The sequence below is a fragment of the Acidobacteriota bacterium genome, from assembly GCA_034211275.1.
Classification (GTDB): Bacteria; Acidobacteriota; Thermoanaerobaculia; order Multivoradales; family JAHZIX01; genus JAGQSE01.
The window spans coordinates 1-17273 of sequence record JAXHTF010000145.1 but is presented as its reverse complement, the minus strand read 5'-3'; the positions used below and the strand labels follow the sequence as shown (position 1 = coordinate 17273).

Genomic DNA, 17273 nt, shown 5'->3' with positions numbered 1-17273 from the left:
GCGCTTTGCTCCCTCGCTCAGCGGGGGCACCCGCTGCAAGCTGTTCGGCAATTCGAGGATGGGTGCCTTCTCATCGCCAAGCTCCCGTCCGATATTTGGTCGTTCGCAGGGGATCTGCTCGTGGGTGTTCGCAAGAGCGGGGAGGGAACCCACATCGAGGGAGCTACGGAAATTGAAGGGCAAGCCTTCGATTGGGGCAAGAGCAGTCGCTGTCTTCGGACGCTTTTTGAGGACATCCAGAATATTTCTGGATGAGGTGCTCGAGGGCTGGCTGACCTTCCCAGGGTGCTTTGACCCCGGCCGCCCAGTCGTTCCCTTGGCTCTGACCTCTAAACCATCGGACTGGCCTGTGGCTCAGGCCGCCACTCATACCGCACATCCGGCTCATTTTCCGGCGGTGGGCTCGTCCCGAAGCGAACGGCTACAAAGCCCCGAGCCTCGTAGAAGCGCCGTGCCTTCTCGTTCCTCCGGTGGGTGAACAGCCCCAATCCTTCCGGGCTCAGCTCGCGAGCCTTCTCCAGCAACGCGCTGCCGACACCCCGCCGCTGGAACTCCGGCGCCACGTAGAGCTGGTCGATCTCACCGTCCCGAATCGCCAGCAGTCCCAACACCGTGGCTCCCTCCGCTGCAATCCACACCTGCTGCTCGACGCAGACAACCTCTCGGAAGAACGCTAGATATTGCTCGTCCGTGTAGCCCAAGCGCTGCTCCAGCCAGGGCTGGGCGTCCCGCCGGGCGCGAACCCATACGTCCACGGTTGCAGTGAGGTCTTCGGGTTTTAGCCTGCGGATTTCCGAGCTCATGGTGCGCTGACTGTGGCAGCTTCGGGGGCTGGGGGGCAAGGGATTGTGGGTAAACTGGGAAGCAGAGTGCCCTTCTTTTCCAGGCGAGGGGTTTTGAACGCCAGCGCCACGCACACTTTCGCGAGTCTGCCTCGTGAGCTGCTGCGCGGCTCGCCGGCATCAGGTCACAGCGCAGAACTTTCTGGTAGGAGCAACAGGTCTCAGACGATCGGGGCCTGCGCTCTGGGCTGAATGCCTCCGCTCATAGATTCTCGGCGATGGGGTGATTCAAGGGATGTTGGAACGGAGAACCTGCTGCGCCATGCTACGCTTCTCCCGTGAAATCCAAGCTTCCCAGCGACACCGACCCCGCTGCCGAGGCCATCCTGATCGAGGGATACCGAGCCATGTCGGTTGCCCAGAAGTTGGAGCGGGTGCGCCAGCTCACCAGGGCCGTGCAGGAGCTGGCACTCATCGATATTCGTCGCCGACACCCGGAGGCCGACGAGCGAGAGCTGGCTCTGCGATTGGCATCCCGCTGGATTGAGCCGGACTTGATGCGCGAGGCCTTTGGCTGGGATCCCGACGAAGCCGGTTACTGATGCTGTCGGAGCCGATTCGGATCGTCGCGCAGGTCGCTGAGGTGCTCGATACCCTGGGGGTGCGGTACCTCGTGGGGGGCTCGCTGGCGACTTCGATCTATGGCGTGCCCCGAGCTACGCAGGATGTCGATCTCGTCGCTGAGATCACTGCTTCGCAGGCAGAGCCTTTGGCACGCTTGCTCGGCAGCGATTTCTACGTTGATGTTGACAGGATTCTTGATGCGGTGCGTCGGCGGGCGTCGTTCAACGTCATCCATCTGGCTACTATGTTCAAAGCGGATGTCTTTGTGATGAAGGACGATGCTTGGTCTCGCGAGGAGATGGGGCGAGCCCGTTCTGAGACTCTACGCACCCCTGACGGGCCTGTCGTGATCCGATTCGCGACTCCGGAGGATACCCTCCTCCACAAGCTCGTCTGGTACCGGCTGGGAAACGAGATCTCTGATCGCCAGTGGGGGGACATCCTCGGAGTCTTCAAGGTGCAGGGAGGTTTGCTCGATAACGAGTACCTCGACCGTTGGGCTCCCACTCTGGAGGTCGCCGACCTCCTGACCCGTGCTAGGTCCCAAGCCGAAGGCTAGCGCGAGCAAGTGACTCCCCAAGCGCTGGGAGTCGGAGCACTCGCTCCCGAAGCTGGAGACTCTTCCGAGGGCTCTGACTCTCGAGATCAGAAGGTGGGTCCCCCGTTTGCTTCGCTTGGTAGCAACCCCTTTAGGCGCTGCGGTTAGAGAAGGTCATGCGCATTCTGACCTACAAACGGACACACACTGGCGACCCTGACGCGATGGGTCGTTTCGGGATCTACAACTGTATGGGCCGAATCCGGCTCCACGAGTTCAACGCTGTCATTGGTGTGGGCGGTGTTGGGGCCCAAGCCCAGAGCCATAGAATCGATAGAAAGGTCAATTGGGTCGGCGTGGGTGCTACGAAGCAGCGGCACCCTCAAGGGGCGGGAGTCGTGGTCACCTTCGAAGAGTTCAGGCTGATGGAGGAGGAAGGGCCTCCTCTTCATCAACTGGCTCCTTCGCTTGCAAGGCGAATGTATGAAGGGCGTGCCCGACATCTTCTGAGCGGCTACACTCCGGAGGAACAGGCTGAGGCTGAGGCAGTGGTGGCATGGGCATTGTCTCAGCCAGCGAGTCGAGATCGTCAGTCAGAAGGTCGGTCCTCCCTTTGCCGTTCCCGGTGCGCTAGCCATTCGGGTCCATCGTAGGCCCGAGACCTGGGCCGGGATTGCCCTCGAACGCCTCTCCAGACCACGAGCCTCTCGCCACGTCCCAAAGCTCCTCGATGATGGAGGTGCCTTCGGCGAGCCATCCCTGGTCAGCTGCATAGGCTGGCAGGATCCAGAGAGCCCCGACTGCAAGCAAGATCAGTCCTGCGAGCAGCGGCTTGATAAGTAATTTCCCAGTCATTTTCGCTTCCTTCCCTGGGTTGCTTCCGACCCGGTTGCGTTGGCTGGGAGGGCAACCAAAGCCCTGTGCCAGAGCGGCAACCCGGCGGTGGATTGCCTACCTCGCGGGTGTCGGTCGCTTCATCAAGTGAAATGCTAGCAGGCCTGGCAAGCGTATATATCTTGTTCACCATTCCGCGATGAACACGGAGCGCTCAACTTTGCCCCGTCCACTTGACCTAGCCATCTGGGAGAGATGCAGCTCTTGATCGTTTGACGACCCCTGCATCCAGGTGCCCCCACTTGCTGCTGAGGCCTTTCGCGTCTACGAGCGACATTCGTATCCGGCGATGGTGGAGTGGAAGCAAGGTCCGGATGGTCCGGTCGTTCCCCTCACCTTGGCTGCGGTTGCGCGCGACCTGCGTCGGGCTCAGGGGCTCTGGTGAGCCTGGGGTCGATGGGGCAGTCGACCCTTGGGAGGCGCTTGGCACTGGAAGTGTCTCGGGCGTTGGCGGGGCTAGTGGCGAAGATGGAGCGGGTGGCGTTGAGGGAGGGGTAGTGGGTTCGGTTCGGCAGGTTGTTGCTGACGTGGTCGGGAGCCAGCAGCTCAATGCGCCCATGGCGCTATGCTCTAACTGAAGCTACCCAGTGCTCCGCCTGGAGAGGCCGTGACAGCAGCCTCAGAGAGGGCGATGCTCTTAGCCCAAGGCTGCGATATGCTTTCGTTCTGCGGTCATCGAGGAATCGATGAATGATCTGGCAGCCTGTGCTGAGAGTCAGACGCCAGCGGGAGCGAGCAGTGTTTCGCCAAGTCAAGGCCGGAATACCGCAGGCGATAAGGGCATCGACGAGGTTTACGAACGAAGACTCGGCGGAGAGGGGCCCCTCCCAGCGCAGCCCGACTTTCGCCGTGGGCTGCAAGGGGTTGCGATGCAGCAGCATTTGAGAAAATGACTGCAATCCACTGGCGGACTCCTCCGACGGCGTACTCTCCGCTCTGCCTCTCCTAAGAGCCCATTGAATTCCATAGTGGAAGAGGCCGCTCGGTCCGCAGGTTCGTCCGACCACGCTATATTTGAAGTCGCGATGCTTAATGAAAGGGTGACTGGCATGGCTGAGGAGGGAAAGGCGTGGAAGACCTATGAGGAGGTGGCTCGTTATCTACTTAATGATATAGCGGGTGAGTTTGGTCTGCGGCTTGTGGAAGGAAAGCAGAAGGTCCAGGGTGGTGTTACATGCTGGGAAATTGATGCGAAGGGGGTGGCTGAGGCGGGTGGAGGATTTGTGATAGTGGAGTGTCGTCGCTATGTTAAGTCACGGCTAACCCAAGAGGATCTCGGTGCTATTGTTTACAGGATGAGGGATACAGGTGCCAGTGGCGCAATCGTGGTAACCCCTCTTCCTCTTCAGCTTGGGGCTCAGAAAATCGCAGATGCTGAGGGTGTTCATAGCGTAAGACTCAGTAGTGAGGCTACTTTTGAAGAGTATATTATCAATTTCCTGAGCAAGATTAAAGTAGGGATCTGTGATAAGTTTCAAGTTAAGGAAGAGTTTGCGCTCGAGATGCGCGACCTAGATGGGAACCTTATTGAGAGGCTGGAGGGATGATGCTCAAAGGGTATTGCAAAATCTCACGCCTGGCTGGAGAGTCGACGCACTGACCTGCGTTGTCGTTTTTGTCACAGAACTCGCTAGGGTAAGGCGGTGTTCTGAGATCTTTTTTGAGCAGTTGCCAGGAGAACTTCATGAAGGCTAGATTGACTAGATATCGAGTTGAGATATATGTTAATTCATATAGGGATGACCCTATTGCCGGCTTTTGGTCATCAACACCATTCATGCCGATACAAGTGGGAGATGAAATAGATCCTTGGGCATGGTCTGAAGGCGATGGGGAGAGCTATTCTAATAAGGGTATGTGTCCGGATGATTCACTGCTCGAGGTGATAGGCGTAAGGCACTTGATGATGATTGGGGCAAGTGGCATTATCCAAAGCATTAGCGTTAGGGTTAGATTTAAGGAAAGGGCAAGCTGAGTCCTTGGCAAAGTCAGCCGGAAGGACTTTCTGGCCGCCACTTTGCTCCGGTCTTTTGGTTCGTTCAAGGAACGTTAAATTACCTCCCTGCCACCCTTGATCGCGAACGAAACCTCCGCCCCAGCATGACCCAAGCATCTCGATCAAGCTATCAACGCTGAATCGGTCGATCTTTCCGAGTACTAGATCACTGATCCTCGGTTGCGTTACGTCGCGCAGGCCAGCCGCAGCAGTCTGGGTGAGGCCGCGGTCGTCGATCAGCTTTGCAAGCGCGATCATCAAGTCTGACCGGACTTTCAGATTTCCAGCTTTTTGGGGCTCAAACCGAGGTTGGTGAAGTTGTTCCCGCTCGATTTTTGGGTGGAGGTCACCATTCGAGGATCCTCTTGCGCTCGTCGCAGCTCTTCAAGGTCTCGGAGACGGCGTTGAGCAAGGTCGAACTTGCCTTCTGCGACTACAGAGCACACGTTGACCGACCACGCCCCAACCTCACAACCAAAAACCCCGACGCTCCCTCTCCGTAGGAATCGCAATACTGATCTCCCGCTCCAGCCTCAAGCGCTCTCTCCCCTGCCGGAGCTCGTCGAGCACGGCCACCATGTGGCCATAGGGGGTCGCCGCTTCCGGTTGCACGATGACGGGTTTGCTCGGATTGACTGCGAGTTTGGGGGCGAGGTAGGCGAGCAGATTGTCTAGGTCCATTCTGTGCCCATCGACGTCGAGAGCTCCATTGGGTAAGACCCTCAGATGCACCGACTCCACCGGGTCGACTGCGGCGGGGTGCTCAGGCTCTTCGGGGAATTGCAGGTCGAGGCCCATGGTGGCTGCGAAGGTGGTGGTGAGCATGAAATAAATCACCAGCAGGAACGCGATGTCCGCCATCGACGAGGTGGGAATGTCGGCGCTGGGAAGGTTGCGGTCGATCAACATGAGACCTCCAAGGGGGGGCGGTTCGCAGGGGGTTCTTACTGACTTGGACACTTCCACGGTCCGGCGAGTTCCCCGCGCGGTGGAGTCTTCGTGGCCTGGATGCGGTCAGCAACCTCTCGCTCTCGCGGGCCTCGGCCCTGCAATCGTGGCTGCTAGACTCCCCTCCCCATGTCCTCCGCCCGCCCACCCCTCTCCATCCTCATCCCCTTCTACAACCAGCAACACCACCTAGCCGCCTGCGTCGACTCTCTCCTCGCTCAGCAAGAGGTGGATGGGGCGTTCGAGATTCTTCTCATCGACAACCGCTCCACCGACGACTCCGTCACCATCGCGCAACGCTTCGTAGAGCAAGACCCCAGAATCACTTTCCTTTCCGAAGACACTCCCGGTGCCTACGCGGCCCGCAACACCGGGATTCGTCATGCTCGGGGGGAGATCCTCGCTTTCACCGACGCCGATTGCACGGCGCACCCGCGGTGGTTGGCGGAGATTCGGGAGGGGATGGAGGAGGATTCGGTGGGGGTGTTGGTGGGGCATTGCCGGTATCCGGAGGAGGCGTCGTGGGGGCTGCGGCTGCTGGGGGCGTACGAGAACGCCAAGACCGAGTACTGTCTGCACCACCTGCCGCCGGCGCATTCTTTTGCCTACGCCAACAACCTGGCGGTGCGGGCGTCGGTGTTCGAGGAGGTGGGGCTCTTCGAGGAGTGGCGGCGGGCGGGGGATAGTGAGCTCGTGCATCGGATGGTGCGGGAGCGGCCGGATCTGCGGGTGGTCTTTCGGCGGTCGATGCAGGTAACCCACCGGGAGTTTCTGCGCGCTCGGGACCGGCTGCGGCGGCTGTCGCTCTATACCGAGACCAACTCGCGCATCGAGGGCTTTCGAGAGCTTTCGGTGGGGCAGCGGTTGGCGGTGGGGGGGTATCTGGTGCGGAATTTCCGGGCGATGCTTTGAGGCGCTGAAAGCCGGCTCCCTCAGGGGTCTTGGATGGGTTGGGGGTGTCGTCCCGCCAGGGCCGATATGGAGTAGCGAGGGGTTTCAACCCCTCGCGGGGCTGAAGTCAGCTCTCTTCTACCAGCTCCGCATCCTCCGCCAGAATCTGGTCCTCCGCGTAGCGCGCCAGCTGGGCAAGGGTGGGGTGGGAGAAGAGGGCGTCGAGGGGGAGGTCGAGGACGAATTCTTGGCACAGGCGGAGCATCACCTGGAGGGCTGCCAGGGAGGTGCCGCCGAGCTCGAAGAAATGGTCGTCGGCGCCGATGCGGTGGGTTTCCGGGGCTTCCTGCCAGCCGAGCTCCTCCTGCCAGATCTCCACCAAGAACTCTTCCACCGGACCTTCCGGCACGCGGTACGGGGTCCGGGGGCGGCCATCGCCAGCGAGCTCGGCCAGGGCGGCGGTGTCGACTTTGCCGTTGGGGGTCAGGGGGAGGGTCTCCACCGGGTGGAAGCGGGAGGGGATGAGGGGGGCGGGGAGATGCTCTGCCAGCTGCTGGCGGAGGTCCTCCGGCGAGGTCTCGCCCCGGGGGACGTAGAACGCCTCCAACACCGTGGCGCCGGTGCTTTGGGCGGCCTGCTCCGGGTCGTAGCCGACCTGCGCCAGGATGCTCCGCACGTGGGCCTCGTCGAGATGGTCGTCGAGCTCGGCCAGGGCGGCGTCGCGGTCTTTGTGGCCCAGGCGCACGTCCCAGCTGTAGGGCAGGGCGTAGTTGTGGAAGCCGCGCTCGCGCTGGTGGACGTAGATGCCGGCGTCGTTGATCAGGCAGTTGGTGGAGCGGCCGGTGTCCTCCGGGCGCACCCAGGGGACCTCTCGGCGCAGGTAGGAGAGGACCTCGTCGAGCTCGACGTCGCAATAGCGGTAGAAGTCGACGAAGCGCACCTGCTCGAAGATGGCGTCGTCCTGGAAGGCGGCGACGTCGAGCGAGCGGGAGACCTCGTCGTTCATGCGGTGGTAGGTCTTGCGCGCCGCCAGCACCGCGGCGTCGATCTCCTCGGCGCTGCGCCGGCCGCCGCGGAAAAGCTCTTCGGTGAGGCGGGTCTCGAACATCTGGCCGCGGGACAGGCCGGTGACGATGCAGGGGATGCCCAGCTCCCGGGCGCGCTGCATGCTGAGGGTGTAGATGGCCTTGAAGCAGCCGTTGCAAACGTTGGAGAAGCGCAGCAGGCTGTCGCGGAAGATGGCGTTCATGGCCGGGGTGGTGGCGAATTCCACCGGCACGCCGAGCTGGGCGGCGATGCGGCGGATGTTCTCCTTGGCGCCCTCGGCGATGAAGCCGTTGTCGAGGGTGAAGGTGTAGACCGAGAGCCCCATCTCCACTAGCCGGCACAGGGCGTAGCTGCTGTCCTTGCCGCCGCTGTAGAGCATCATGCAGTCGTAGGGCGCGTCGGGGTGGGCTTGGCGGGAGGCGGTGAAGAGCTCCTCCAGCTCGTCCAGACTCTTGAAGTAGGCCTGGGCGTGGTCCTTGATCGCTTCGTAGGAGCGGCAGATACGGCACACGCCGTCGGCGTCGAGCTCCGCCCGGGGGTAGCGGGAGGAGAGGCCGCAGCGGACGCAGTAGCGGGTCTCGGCGTGCTGTGGGGCGCCGGATTGGGCTTTGGAGGAGGGGGCGCCGGGGGAGGGGGCAGACGGGGCGGGCCCGAGGCGCCGGGGCAGGACGGCGCAGGCTTCGACTTGGGGCAGGGCCAGCAGCGCGGCTTCGATTTCCCCGGGCTCGATGCGGAAGCCGGAGACTTTCACCTGGCGGTCCAGGCGGCCGAGGTATTCGAGGCTGCCGGCCTCGTTGAGGCGCACGCGGTCGCCGGTGCGGTAGCGGCGGCTTCCGGGCTGGTCTTCCTTCGGACCGGTGCCCGGTGCAAGTCGGGGAGCCGGCTGGAAGCTTTGGGCGGTGAGGGCCGGGCGGCGGTGGTAGCCGCGGGCCAGGCCGGGGAGGGAGACCCACAGCTCCCCCGGGGTGCCCAGGGGCACGGGGCTCTGGGCGGGGTTGAGGATCTCCACCGTCACGAGATCCGCCGGCTGGCCGATGGCGACGCTGGCGCCGGTGGGGGGCTCTGCCGGGTCGTAGCGGTGCTCAATGCATCCCACCACAGCCTCCGTCGGCCCGTACTCGTTGGAGATCTCCGCCCGCTCGTGAAGCTGGGTGCTCACCGCCGCCGCCAGGGACGGCGGAAAGGCCTCGCCGCCGACGATGAGCCGCTTCAGATGGGAGGACTCCAGTCCCCGGCGCACCAGCAGCGCCAGATGGGAAGGAGTGAGCTTCAAGAATTCAACGGTGTCGTTGGCAGCGGCATCGAGGAAGGCGGTGTCGGGAGCGCTGCCGGCGTCCGGATCGTTGGGCTCAGGGTAGATCTCCAGCGTGCCGCCGGTGATCAGCGGCAGGAAGAGGCTGGTGACGGTGAGGTCGAAGGCCAGGGAGGTGCAGAGGGCGAAGACCATGCGCTCCCCCCGCAGGTAGCGCCCCTCTGCCCACTGCAGGTAGTCGGAGAGGCCGCCGTGCTCCACCAGTACGCCCTTGGGGCGGCCGGTGGAACCGGAGGTATAGAGGAGATAGGCGAGGTCCTGGGGCGACGGCTCCGGCAGCTCTGCGCGCTGAATCTCGATCCCCTGGGCCATCCCCTGGGCCAGCTCCTGGGAGAAGGTGACCGCGGACACCGTTGGAGGGAGCTTTCGACTCTCCAAGTCGTCCGTCAGCACCAGGCGGGCGCCGGAGTCTTCGAGGATCTGTTCCAGCCGGGCCGCCGGAGCCTGGGCGTCCACCGGAACGTAGGCCAGACGGGCGCGGAGCACGGCGAGGACGGCCACCACCGCGTCCAGGGAGCGGCGGCAGGCCAGGAGCACCCGGTCGCCGGGCTGGAGGCCGCGGTCCAGCAGCGCCGCCGCCAGGGCGCCGGAACGCTCCGTGAGCTCGCCGAAGGTGAGAGTCTCGCCGCCTTGGCGCAGGGCGGTTCGCCGGGGCTCCTTACGGGCCTGGTGGAGGAAGCTGTGGACCACAGTGGGGCGGGGCTGCGGCGCGGACTCGGTGTCCTTCGAGGGGGCAGCAGCGTTCAGACTGGCGAGGGCTTTCTTCTCCTCGCCGGTGAGCAGGTCGACGGTGGCGATGGGGCGGTCGGGGTCTTCCAGCAGGGCGTCCAGCAGCCTCTCGAAATGCTTCAGGCTACGGCGCTGGAGCGCTTCCGGCAGGGTGGCCTGGTGGTGATCGAAGTGCAGGGTCAGAGCGCCGGAGCCGGCGAAGTCGTGGACCTGGAGGCGCAGGGCGTGGACGCTGTCGGCGTGGCCGGGGTGCACCCACTCGATCTGCGGAGCCAGGCCGGCGAAAGGGCCGAAGGAGCCGGGGAAGTAGTTGAGCACCACGTTGGCGGCGGTGGCGCCGGAGGGATTGCTCAGCCCCGGGAGGGCGTGGCGGAGGAAGCTTTGGGCCTCCGCCAGGCAGCGGGCGCCGAGGCTGCGGAAGGTCTCCCGCGGGCCGACGGTGACGGCAAAGGGGAAGACCTCGATGAAGAGCCCCAGGGAGCGCTTGGCGGCGGCGGTGGGGCGCCCCGCCACTGGGGCATCGAAGCGCAGCTCCCGGCGGTCGCTGACGCGGTGCAGCCAGCTGGTGAGAAGGGTGGCGAAGAGGGCGAAGCGGGAGAGGTCCGGGGACAGGCTGCGGAAGCCCGGTTGTTGGATCAGCGCTTCGAGGGTCTGGGAGCGGCGGGGGTCGAGCTCCAGGGTCCAGCGGGTGTTGGCGGTGCTCGGGGTCTCGCCGCCGGAGCTGTGGGTCTCGCCGCCGGAGCTGAGCGAGGGGTGGCCGTAGAGGGGCACGGAACGGGTGGTGGCATCGTGGTAGCTCGCCCAATGCTCCCGAGTCCTCTGCTGTTGACCTTCCCGAGCGGCGCCGGCTTCCACCAGGCCTCCGGCCGTGGGGTAGTAGGGCTCCAAGGGTGAGCGCTCGCTGTCGGCGGGATCGCCTGCCGGGTGAGCGGCTTCGTACTCCGCCGCCACCTCGCGGTAGAGGAGGAGGGTGGACCAGGCGTCGGTGATCAGGTGATGTTGGTTGAGGTACCAGCCGGTGGTCCCATCGTCGAGGAGCACCAGCACGCTGTCCACCAGCGGTCCGCCGAGGGGTAGGGGGTGGGCGCTGCGGGCGCGGCACCAGCGGTGGAAGGTGTCGGCGGAGTCTTCTCGCTGTCGCCAATCCACAACCTCGGTATCCGGCGCCGTCTCTGCGAGGGTTCGTTGCACGCCGCCGCCGGTCTCCCGGATCCGGGTGCGCAGGGCGTCGCTGGCGTTCGCCACCTGCCGCCAGGCGCGGCGGAAGCGCTCTGCATCCAGCGCTTCCGGGAAGACGAAGGCGAAGGCCATGTTGTAGAGCGGGCTGTCGGGGTGCAGCCGCTGGCCGAGCCAGATCTGGGTTTGGCTGTGGGTGAGGTGGGGCTGGTTGTCGGAAGAGCTCATGGGGCGGGCCGATGGGTTCTCAGCTGGTGCAGGTTCGGCAGACGAAGCCGGTGAGCACGGCGACGTTCTGGAAGTTCTCCACCACGAATTCGGTGGGGTCGAGCTGAAAGCGGAATTCTTCCTGGACGAAGTCCGCCAGCCGCAGGGCCCCTAGGGAGTCGATGATCTCGCCGGAGAGCAGGTCGTCGTCGGGCTGGATGGTGCTCCCCGGCGGCAGCAGCTCGCCTTCGATGAAGGCGACGATGCGGCTCTCGACTTCTCGAGGGTCGAGCTGCTCCGAGCTGGTAGATCTCTCAGCCATCTTGGGCTGCCTCCTCCGCTTCGGCCTGCCTTCGCAAGGCCTTGCGGTCGACTTTGCCGGTAGGGGTTCGGGGCAGTGCCGGCAGCCGCAGGATGCGGGCTGGCAGAGCCTGCAACGGGAGCTTTTGCTTCAGACCGGCGACGATCTCCCGATCGCTCCTTCCGTCGCTGCCGGTGGCCACCACCACCGCCGCGCGGAGGGTCCAACTGCTCTCGCCGTCGGGGAGGGCGAAGGCGGCGGCCTCTTCGATGCCGGGGAGGGAGAGCAGCGCGGTTTCGATCTCCCCCAGCTCGACTCGGTGGCCGCGCACTTTGATCTGGAGATCGGCCCGGGCGACGAAGGCCAGATTGCCGTCCTCCTGCACCCGCACCCGGTCGCCGGTGCGGAAGTAGGTTTCGTCCAAGCCGCCGTCGGCGGGGCGGCGCACCAGCACCTGGCGGTTGCGCTCCGGATCACCCCAATAGCCGGACATCACCGTCGAGCCGCGGATCAACAGCTCCCCCTCCTCGCCGTCCGCCACCGGCCGAAGGTCGCCGTCCACCACCAGGGCACGGGCGTTGGAGCACGGCCTCCCGATTGGCAGCGGATCGGGGGGAAGGGCGTCGGAAGTCGGAGAGCCGGGTAGGTGGTAGTCGGGCAGGTGGTAGTAGGTGCAGACGTTAACTTCGGTGGAGCCGTAGACGTGGCTGAAGCGGGCCTCCGGGAGTTGCTGCATCAGCCGCTGGAGGTGCTTGGCGGGGAAGGTTTCGCCGGCGAAGAGCACCCAGCGCAGGGCGCTGAGGTCGCGTTCTTCGAGGGTGCCCCGGAGGGAGAGGTGGACCAGCGCCGTGGGCACCGAGTACCACACGGAGACCCGCTCCCGCTCCAGCAGCGTCGCCAGGCTCGGCGGCATCATCATCACCGCCGGGGTCAGGATCACGGTGCAGGCGCCAGCGCGGGCGGCGGCGTAGTAGTCGAAGGTGGCGAAGCAGGTGTGGTGGGAGGAGTGGTTGCTCAGCCGGTCGTCCGGGGTCAGGGAGTATTCCTTCGCCGCCCATTGGGCGAAGCTCAGGGCGCTGCGGTGGGTGTGCTGGATGAGCTTGGGGACGCCGGTGGAGCCGGAGGTGTGGAGGATGTAGACCGGGTCCGTGTCGATGACGGAAGCCTCCGGCGGCCGGTCCTGGGCCTGCTCCAGGAGGCTGCTCCAGGGAAGGGGCTCGTCCTCCGTCTCGAGCCCCAGGACTCGCGGCGTCTCGAGACCTCCGGTCTGGTCCATCGCATCGAGAGCCTGGCGGACCGTCTTGGCCCGTTGCGGCTCCGTCACCAGGTGGCTGGCGCCGGTGGCGGTGAGGATGCGGGCGATTTGCTCCGCGGGGGATTTGGGGTCGATGGGCACCAGCACGCCGCCGGCGGCCAGAGCTCCGTAGAAGCTCGCCGGCACCCGCAGGCCTTTGCCCAGGAGCACCGCCACCCGATCCCGCCGCCCGAGGCCGGTCTCCTGCAGCGCCTGGGCAATGCCGTTGGCCCGGCGGTAGAGCTCGCCCCAGCTGAGGGATTCGCCGTCGCAGCGCACGGCGTCGGCCTCCGGGCGCCGCTGGGCGGCCTGGTCCAGCAAGTGGTGGAGAAGCATCACGGGGAAAACGAGCTCCGCCGGCTCAGGGCAGAACCTTCTCGATCACGGCCTGGCCGGTCTCGGTGATGGGGATGTCGACGTCAAAGGCGCGTTCGATGAACCAGGCGGAGGAGATGAGGAGGATGAACGCTGCCGCCGCCGGCCGGGCCCATTGGCGGTAGATCTTCCAGCGGCGGACCAGGAGGAGCACCGGCACCAACGCCACCACGACGACCATCTGACCGATCTCGATGCCGAGGTTGAAGGCGAAGAGGGAGAGCCCCTCATGATCCTCCAAGGCTCCCATCTTCCAGAGGGTTCGGGCGAAGCTGAAACCGTGGAAGAAGCCGAAGCCCAGCGCTACCAGCCAGGCCTTGCGGTCAAAGATCGGGATGAGCAGATTGATGGCGGCGAGGGCGATGGAGACCGCGACGATCACCTCCACCCAGCGCCCCGGCAGATTGAAGATGCCCAGGCCCGCGAGGCTCAGGGTGACGCTGTGGGCGAGGGAGAAGGCGACCACGATGCGGACCACCTTGAGGAACGCCGGCATGAAGCGCTCTTCCGCCGCCCACCGTCGATCCTTCTTGCGCAAGACTGCGGCGAAGAGCAGGGCGACGAGGAAGAAGAGGTGGTCGAGGCTGATCCAGATGTGCTCGATGCCCATCCGCGCCACCGCTAGGAAGCCGGTCATGCGGCCGGAGGTGGTGAGATGGTACTCCTGCCGTCGGGAGTCCGGGGTGAAGGTCAGGGAGATGCCATTCTCGTTGGCGAAGGTGCCGGTGGCCCAATTGTGCTCCACCAGCAGATAGCCGCGATGGTCGGGGGTCTCGTCGAAGAGCACCGAATAGTCGAAGGTCAGGCTCTCCGGCACGCCCTCCAGTCCCTCCAGGTCGAAGGGTAGGAGAACGTAGCCGCCCTTGGCGTTGAGAAAACCGTGCTCGCGGAAGCGGATGCCCAAGGGCTTGCCCTGGTGGCGGATGGTGACGTGGTCGCGGTAGTAGTCCTGGAGCAGGCCGACCTGCTGGTCCAGATTCTCGGCGGTGATGCCGCTCTCGACGGCGGTGAAGCCGGCCGCCGGATCGAGATCGGAAAGATTGATCTCGAAGTCCAAGTCTTCAGCGGTGATGTCGTCCCCGGTGCTGGCGAAGATCTTGGCTGCGTTGAGGTCCGAGAGAGCGATCTCGAAGCGCCCGGTGACCGTGTCCTGGTAAATCTGCAGGTAGAGGTAGCTCTGGCCGATGTTGTGGGCGCTACTCTGCGGGCCGACGGTTGCGGCGAGGACGAGGATCAGGCCCCACAGCCAGGTTCTGAGCCGCCGGCTCTTGGCGGTGACGGCCGTGCCCTGACCTGGCTTTCGGCGATAGGGCTTTCGGCGATAGGGCTTTCGACGATACGGCTTCCGGCGAGAATCGATGGTCATCCCAGTCCTCTCAAACCCGCGATCAAATTGCGTTGGATCTCCGACGTCCCCACGTAGAGGGTGGTCGCCAGGGCGTCGCGGAGCTCGCGCTCGAGCTGATAATCCACCATGTAGCCGTAGCCGCCGAAAATTTGTACCGCATCCCGGCAGGTGGCCACGTAGGCCTCGCTGACGGCGAGCTTGGCGAGGGCGGACTCGCGGGTGGCGGTGCCGCGGTGCAGCCGGCGCCAGGCGGCGCGGTAGAGCAGCAGCCGGGAGCTCTCCAGCCGCAGCTCCATGTCGGCGATGCGGTGGGCGATGGACTGTTGTTTGCCGATGGGGCCGGCGCCGGTGTTGCGCTGCCGGGCGTGGGCGACGCAGCGCTCCAGCAGCCGCTCCATCACCCCCACCGCCGGCGCCATCACCAGCAGCCGCTCGATGTCCATGGTCTGGTTGAAGATCATGGCGCCGGATCCCACCCTGCCCACCACCGCGGAGGCCGGCAGGCGGCAGCCGCTGAGGTAGATCTGGGCCATGGGGCTGGTGCGCAAGCCCATCTTCTCCATCGGCGGCCCCACCGTCAGTCCCTCGGTGTCGCGGGGGATGAGGAAGCAGCTGAGGCCGGAGAAGCCACCGCCGCCGGTGCGGGCGTAGACGATGAAGAGATCCGCCACCGGCGCGTTGGTGACGAAGGTCTTGGAGCCGTCGAGGATCCAGTGGTCGCCGTCCTGCCGCGCTTCGGTGGCCAGGCCGAGGGCGTTGGAGCCGGAGTCGGGCTCGGTGATGGCGGTGGCGCCGACCAGGGAGCCGTCCGCCAGTCCCGGCAGCCAGCGGTCTTTCTGCTCGTCGCTGCCGTAGGTGGAGAGGGGGCCCTCGCAGGAGGCGGCGTGGGCCGCTACGGAGAAGACCAGTCCGTTGTCGAGGGCGCCATAGCCGATGCCTTCGAAGACCGCCACCGCCGAGAGCAGATCCTGTCCGCCGCCGCCCCGGTCCTCCGGAGCCATGATCCCCTGGAGTCCGAAGTCACCGCAGGCATCCCACAGGTCCCGCGGGAAGGTCTCCTCCCGATCCCGCTGGATCACCTCGTCCGACAGCCGCGCCCGGGCGAAGTCCACCGCCCCTTGGCGAAGCTCTAGCTGATCTTGGGTCCAGTCGAAATGCATGGTCGGGGGTTCGGGGTTTGGGGTTGGGGCTTCGGGTGGTCGCGAGTTTGACACAGGCGGCGGCGGAGGTCTCGCCCTGTTCCAGGGAGGTAGTGTCCTAGTCTGAATCCGCTCAGGCCTCGGCACTGCTCGCCACCGCAGGCAGTGGCGTCGGAGCGGCGCGCGGAAAACTCGCTGGCGCTCAGACAGTTCCGCGCGTTCTTCCGCTCCGACTTTCGCCTGCGGCGGGTGCCTCGGAGTCTTCGCGGAGTTCAAACTAGGACACTACCTCCAGGGCTGAGCTTGGCTACGGGGCCACCACCTCCGCGAAGTCGAAGGCCACGGCGAGGGAGCGGGGGTCCGCCGAGGCGGGGTCGAGATCCCGGGGGGATTGACTCCAGCCGAAGCGGAAGGTCACCAGCGCCAGGTTCTTGGCCTTGCTGTCGATGGACGACGATAGAGGAATAGAGACCTCCTGCCATCCGGGTTCGAGGGTGATGGGGTCGGCCACGACCTCGCCAGCGGCCCCCTGGACGGCGACCTCCAGCGTTTGGGGAGGACGATCGGGGCTCGGGAAGGGCAGCAACCGCAGACGCAGCTGCCGAGGCTTCTCCTCGGGTCCTTCCGGAGGGCTCCAAGACAGGGCGATCTGCGCTGCTGCCCCCTGCGCCCAGCGGAAGGTCATGCCGTCCGGCGCCGTCTCCGGGTACGACCAGCCGGTGCCCAGCAGCAGCTCGGAGGCACCAAAGTCCCGGCGTGCCGGCTCCTCGCCGAGCTCTCGGGCCACCGCGGTCAGCTTCTCGACCCGCCGGGGGTTGTCGAGGAGCTCCCGAAAGCCGGGGAAGAAGAAGAGCTCGATCTGGCCCAGGGGGCGGCGCAGCACGGGGTCGAGGTCGTGGGTCCAGGCGCGAAATTCGGGTACCTCGCGAAAACCCGCAGAGAGCACCCAGGCTCGAGGGTGTCGTGTCGTTAGCTCCCGGGCCCGGGCGGGGTCGTAGTTGACCTCGTGGACCTCCAGGGGGATCTCCAGCTTCTCGAGATAGTGACCCACGCAGGTAGCGCCCCAGAAGCCTCTGGAGATCACGGGTTCTCCGGGCTCCGCCAGCTCCCCCAGGAGCCGGGCGACGCCTCGCCAGTCGGGCTTCTCCCGCGGCTCGGCGCGGGCGGTCTGCCAGAGCGGAGCGAGGAGGACGATGAGCCCCAGCGCCAGCAGGGCGTCCGGGATCAGCCGGCTCCGGCCGAGGTTGCCCGGGCCCGCTTTCCACCGGCCGGGGGCCCATCGCCACAGCCGTTGCCACAGGTCGACTCCTCCCACCGCCACCAACGCCAGGAAGGCGGGCAGGCCGGCGGAGGTGTAGCGCACGTTGTACCAATGACCGAAGGCCACCAGGATCGCCAGCCAGGTGGCGATGGGAAGGATCCACAGGCCGATGAGCCAATAGGCTCGACGGGGATGCTGCCGCGCCAGCGCCACCGCACCCCAGAGCGCCAGGCCGAGGAGCAGGAAGCTCAGGGCGGTGGTGGCGCCGCGGTCGGTGCCGGAGACGGTGAGGCTGGCCAGCAGGCGGTCCAGAGCGAGGGCCGATAGGGGCTCGGTGACCTGCCACCGGGCGGTGGCATTGTGGGCGCCCACGGCGCCGCCGAGGCGCTCGACGGTAGGGAAGAGCAGCAG

Annotated in this window: 15 protein-coding genes; 6 read left to right on the top strand and 9 right to left on the bottom strand. The window is 65.4% G+C overall.

Annotated elements, in window-relative coordinates; all coding sequences use genetic code 11:
• Window positions 1–255 (top strand): zinc ribbon domain-containing protein (locus SX243_18750; GenBank protein ID MDY7095018.1); only part of this gene is annotated, 255 nt, incomplete at its 5' end.
• Between the two features lie 74 nt (window positions 256–329).
• Here SX243_18750 and SX243_18745 read toward each other — a convergent pair.
• Entirely contained in the window at window positions 330–755 is a 426-nt protein-coding gene (locus SX243_18745) for a GNAT family N-acetyltransferase (GenBank protein ID MDY7095017.1), read from the bottom strand.
• A gap of 365 nt (window positions 756–1120) precedes the next feature.
• Here SX243_18745 and SX243_18740 point away from each other — a divergent pair, with 365 nt between their 5' ends.
• The 4 genes from SX243_18740 (at window position 1121) to SX243_18725 (ending at window position 4813) form a co-directional block, all read left to right on the top strand.
• Complete coding sequence (locus SX243_18740; GenBank protein MDY7095016.1) at window positions 1121–1384, top strand: hypothetical protein; 264 nt, start codon at window positions 1121–1123, stop codon at window positions 1382–1384.
• Window positions 1384–1965, top strand: coding sequence for a hypothetical protein (locus tag SX243_18735; protein ID MDY7095015.1), 582 nt, complete (start codon window positions 1384–1386; stop codon window positions 1963–1965). The genes SX243_18740 and SX243_18735 overlap by 1 nt, the downstream gene beginning before the upstream one ends.
• Before the next feature lie 1829 nt (window positions 1966–3794).
• Window positions 3795–4385, top strand: a complete 591-nt coding sequence (locus SX243_18730; GenBank protein MDY7095014.1) for a hypothetical protein — start codon at window positions 3795–3797, stop codon at window positions 4383–4385.
• A 137-nt stretch (window positions 4386–4522) separates the two neighbouring features.
• Window positions 4523–4813, top strand: coding sequence for a hypothetical protein (locus SX243_18725; protein ID MDY7095013.1), 291 nt, complete (start codon window positions 4523–4525; stop codon window positions 4811–4813).
• Here SX243_18725 and SX243_18720 read toward each other — a convergent pair.
• Together SX243_18720 and SX243_18715 are read right to left on the bottom strand one after the other, a co-directional pair.
• The gene (locus tag SX243_18720) at window positions 4709–5167 is read right to left on the bottom strand and encodes a helix-turn-helix transcriptional regulator (GenBank protein ID MDY7095012.1); all 459 of its coding nucleotides are present in this window, start codon (window positions 5165–5167) and stop codon (window positions 4709–4711) included. The genes SX243_18725 and SX243_18720 overlap by 105 nt on opposite strands.
• Before the next feature lie 135 nt (window positions 5168–5302).
• Complete coding sequence (locus SX243_18715; protein ID MDY7095011.1) at window positions 5303–5743, bottom strand: biopolymer transporter ExbD; 441 nt, start codon at window positions 5741–5743, stop codon at window positions 5303–5305.
• Between the two features lie 168 nt (window positions 5744–5911).
• On the opposite strand from SX243_18715, the gene SX243_18710 reads away from it, so the two are divergent.
• Window positions 5912–6694 (top strand): glycosyltransferase family A protein, encoded by a 783-nt coding sequence (locus SX243_18710; protein ID MDY7095010.1) that lies wholly within the window; start codon window positions 5912–5914, stop codon window positions 6692–6694.
• Between the two features lie 106 nt (window positions 6695–6800).
• Here the strand turns inward: SX243_18710 and SX243_18705 are convergent, their stop codons facing one another.
• The 6 genes from SX243_18705 to SX243_18680 all read right to left on the bottom strand — a co-directional run.
• A complete protein-coding gene (locus SX243_18705; GenBank protein MDY7095009.1) occupies window positions 6801–11165 on the bottom strand; it encodes an amino acid adenylation domain-containing protein in 4365 nt (1454 codons plus the stop codon).
• Window positions 11166–11184: 19 nt separating this feature from the next.
• Entirely contained in the window at window positions 11185–11466 is a 282-nt protein-coding gene (locus tag SX243_18700) for an acyl carrier protein (protein MDY7095008.1), read from the bottom strand.
• On the bottom strand, window positions 11459–13075 hold the full coding sequence (locus SX243_18695) for an amino acid adenylation domain-containing protein (protein MDY7095007.1): 1617 nt from the start codon (window positions 13073–13075) through the stop codon (window positions 11459–11461). Before SX243_18695 ends, SX243_18700 begins: the two co-directional genes overlap by 8 nt.
• Window positions 13076–13100: 25 nt before the next feature.
• Entirely contained in the window at window positions 13101–14480 is a 1380-nt protein-coding gene (locus tag SX243_18690) for a HupE/UreJ family protein (protein MDY7095006.1), read from the bottom strand.
• Window positions 14477–15622, bottom strand: coding sequence for an acyl-CoA dehydrogenase family protein (locus SX243_18685; GenBank protein ID MDY7095005.1), 1146 nt, complete (start codon window positions 15620–15622; stop codon window positions 14477–14479). Before SX243_18685 ends, SX243_18690 begins: the two co-directional genes overlap by 4 nt.
• A 286-nt stretch (window positions 15623–15908) precedes the next feature.
• On the bottom strand, window positions 15909–17273 hold a 1365-nt coding region (locus tag SX243_18680; GenBank protein MDY7095004.1), incomplete at its 5' end, for a hypothetical protein.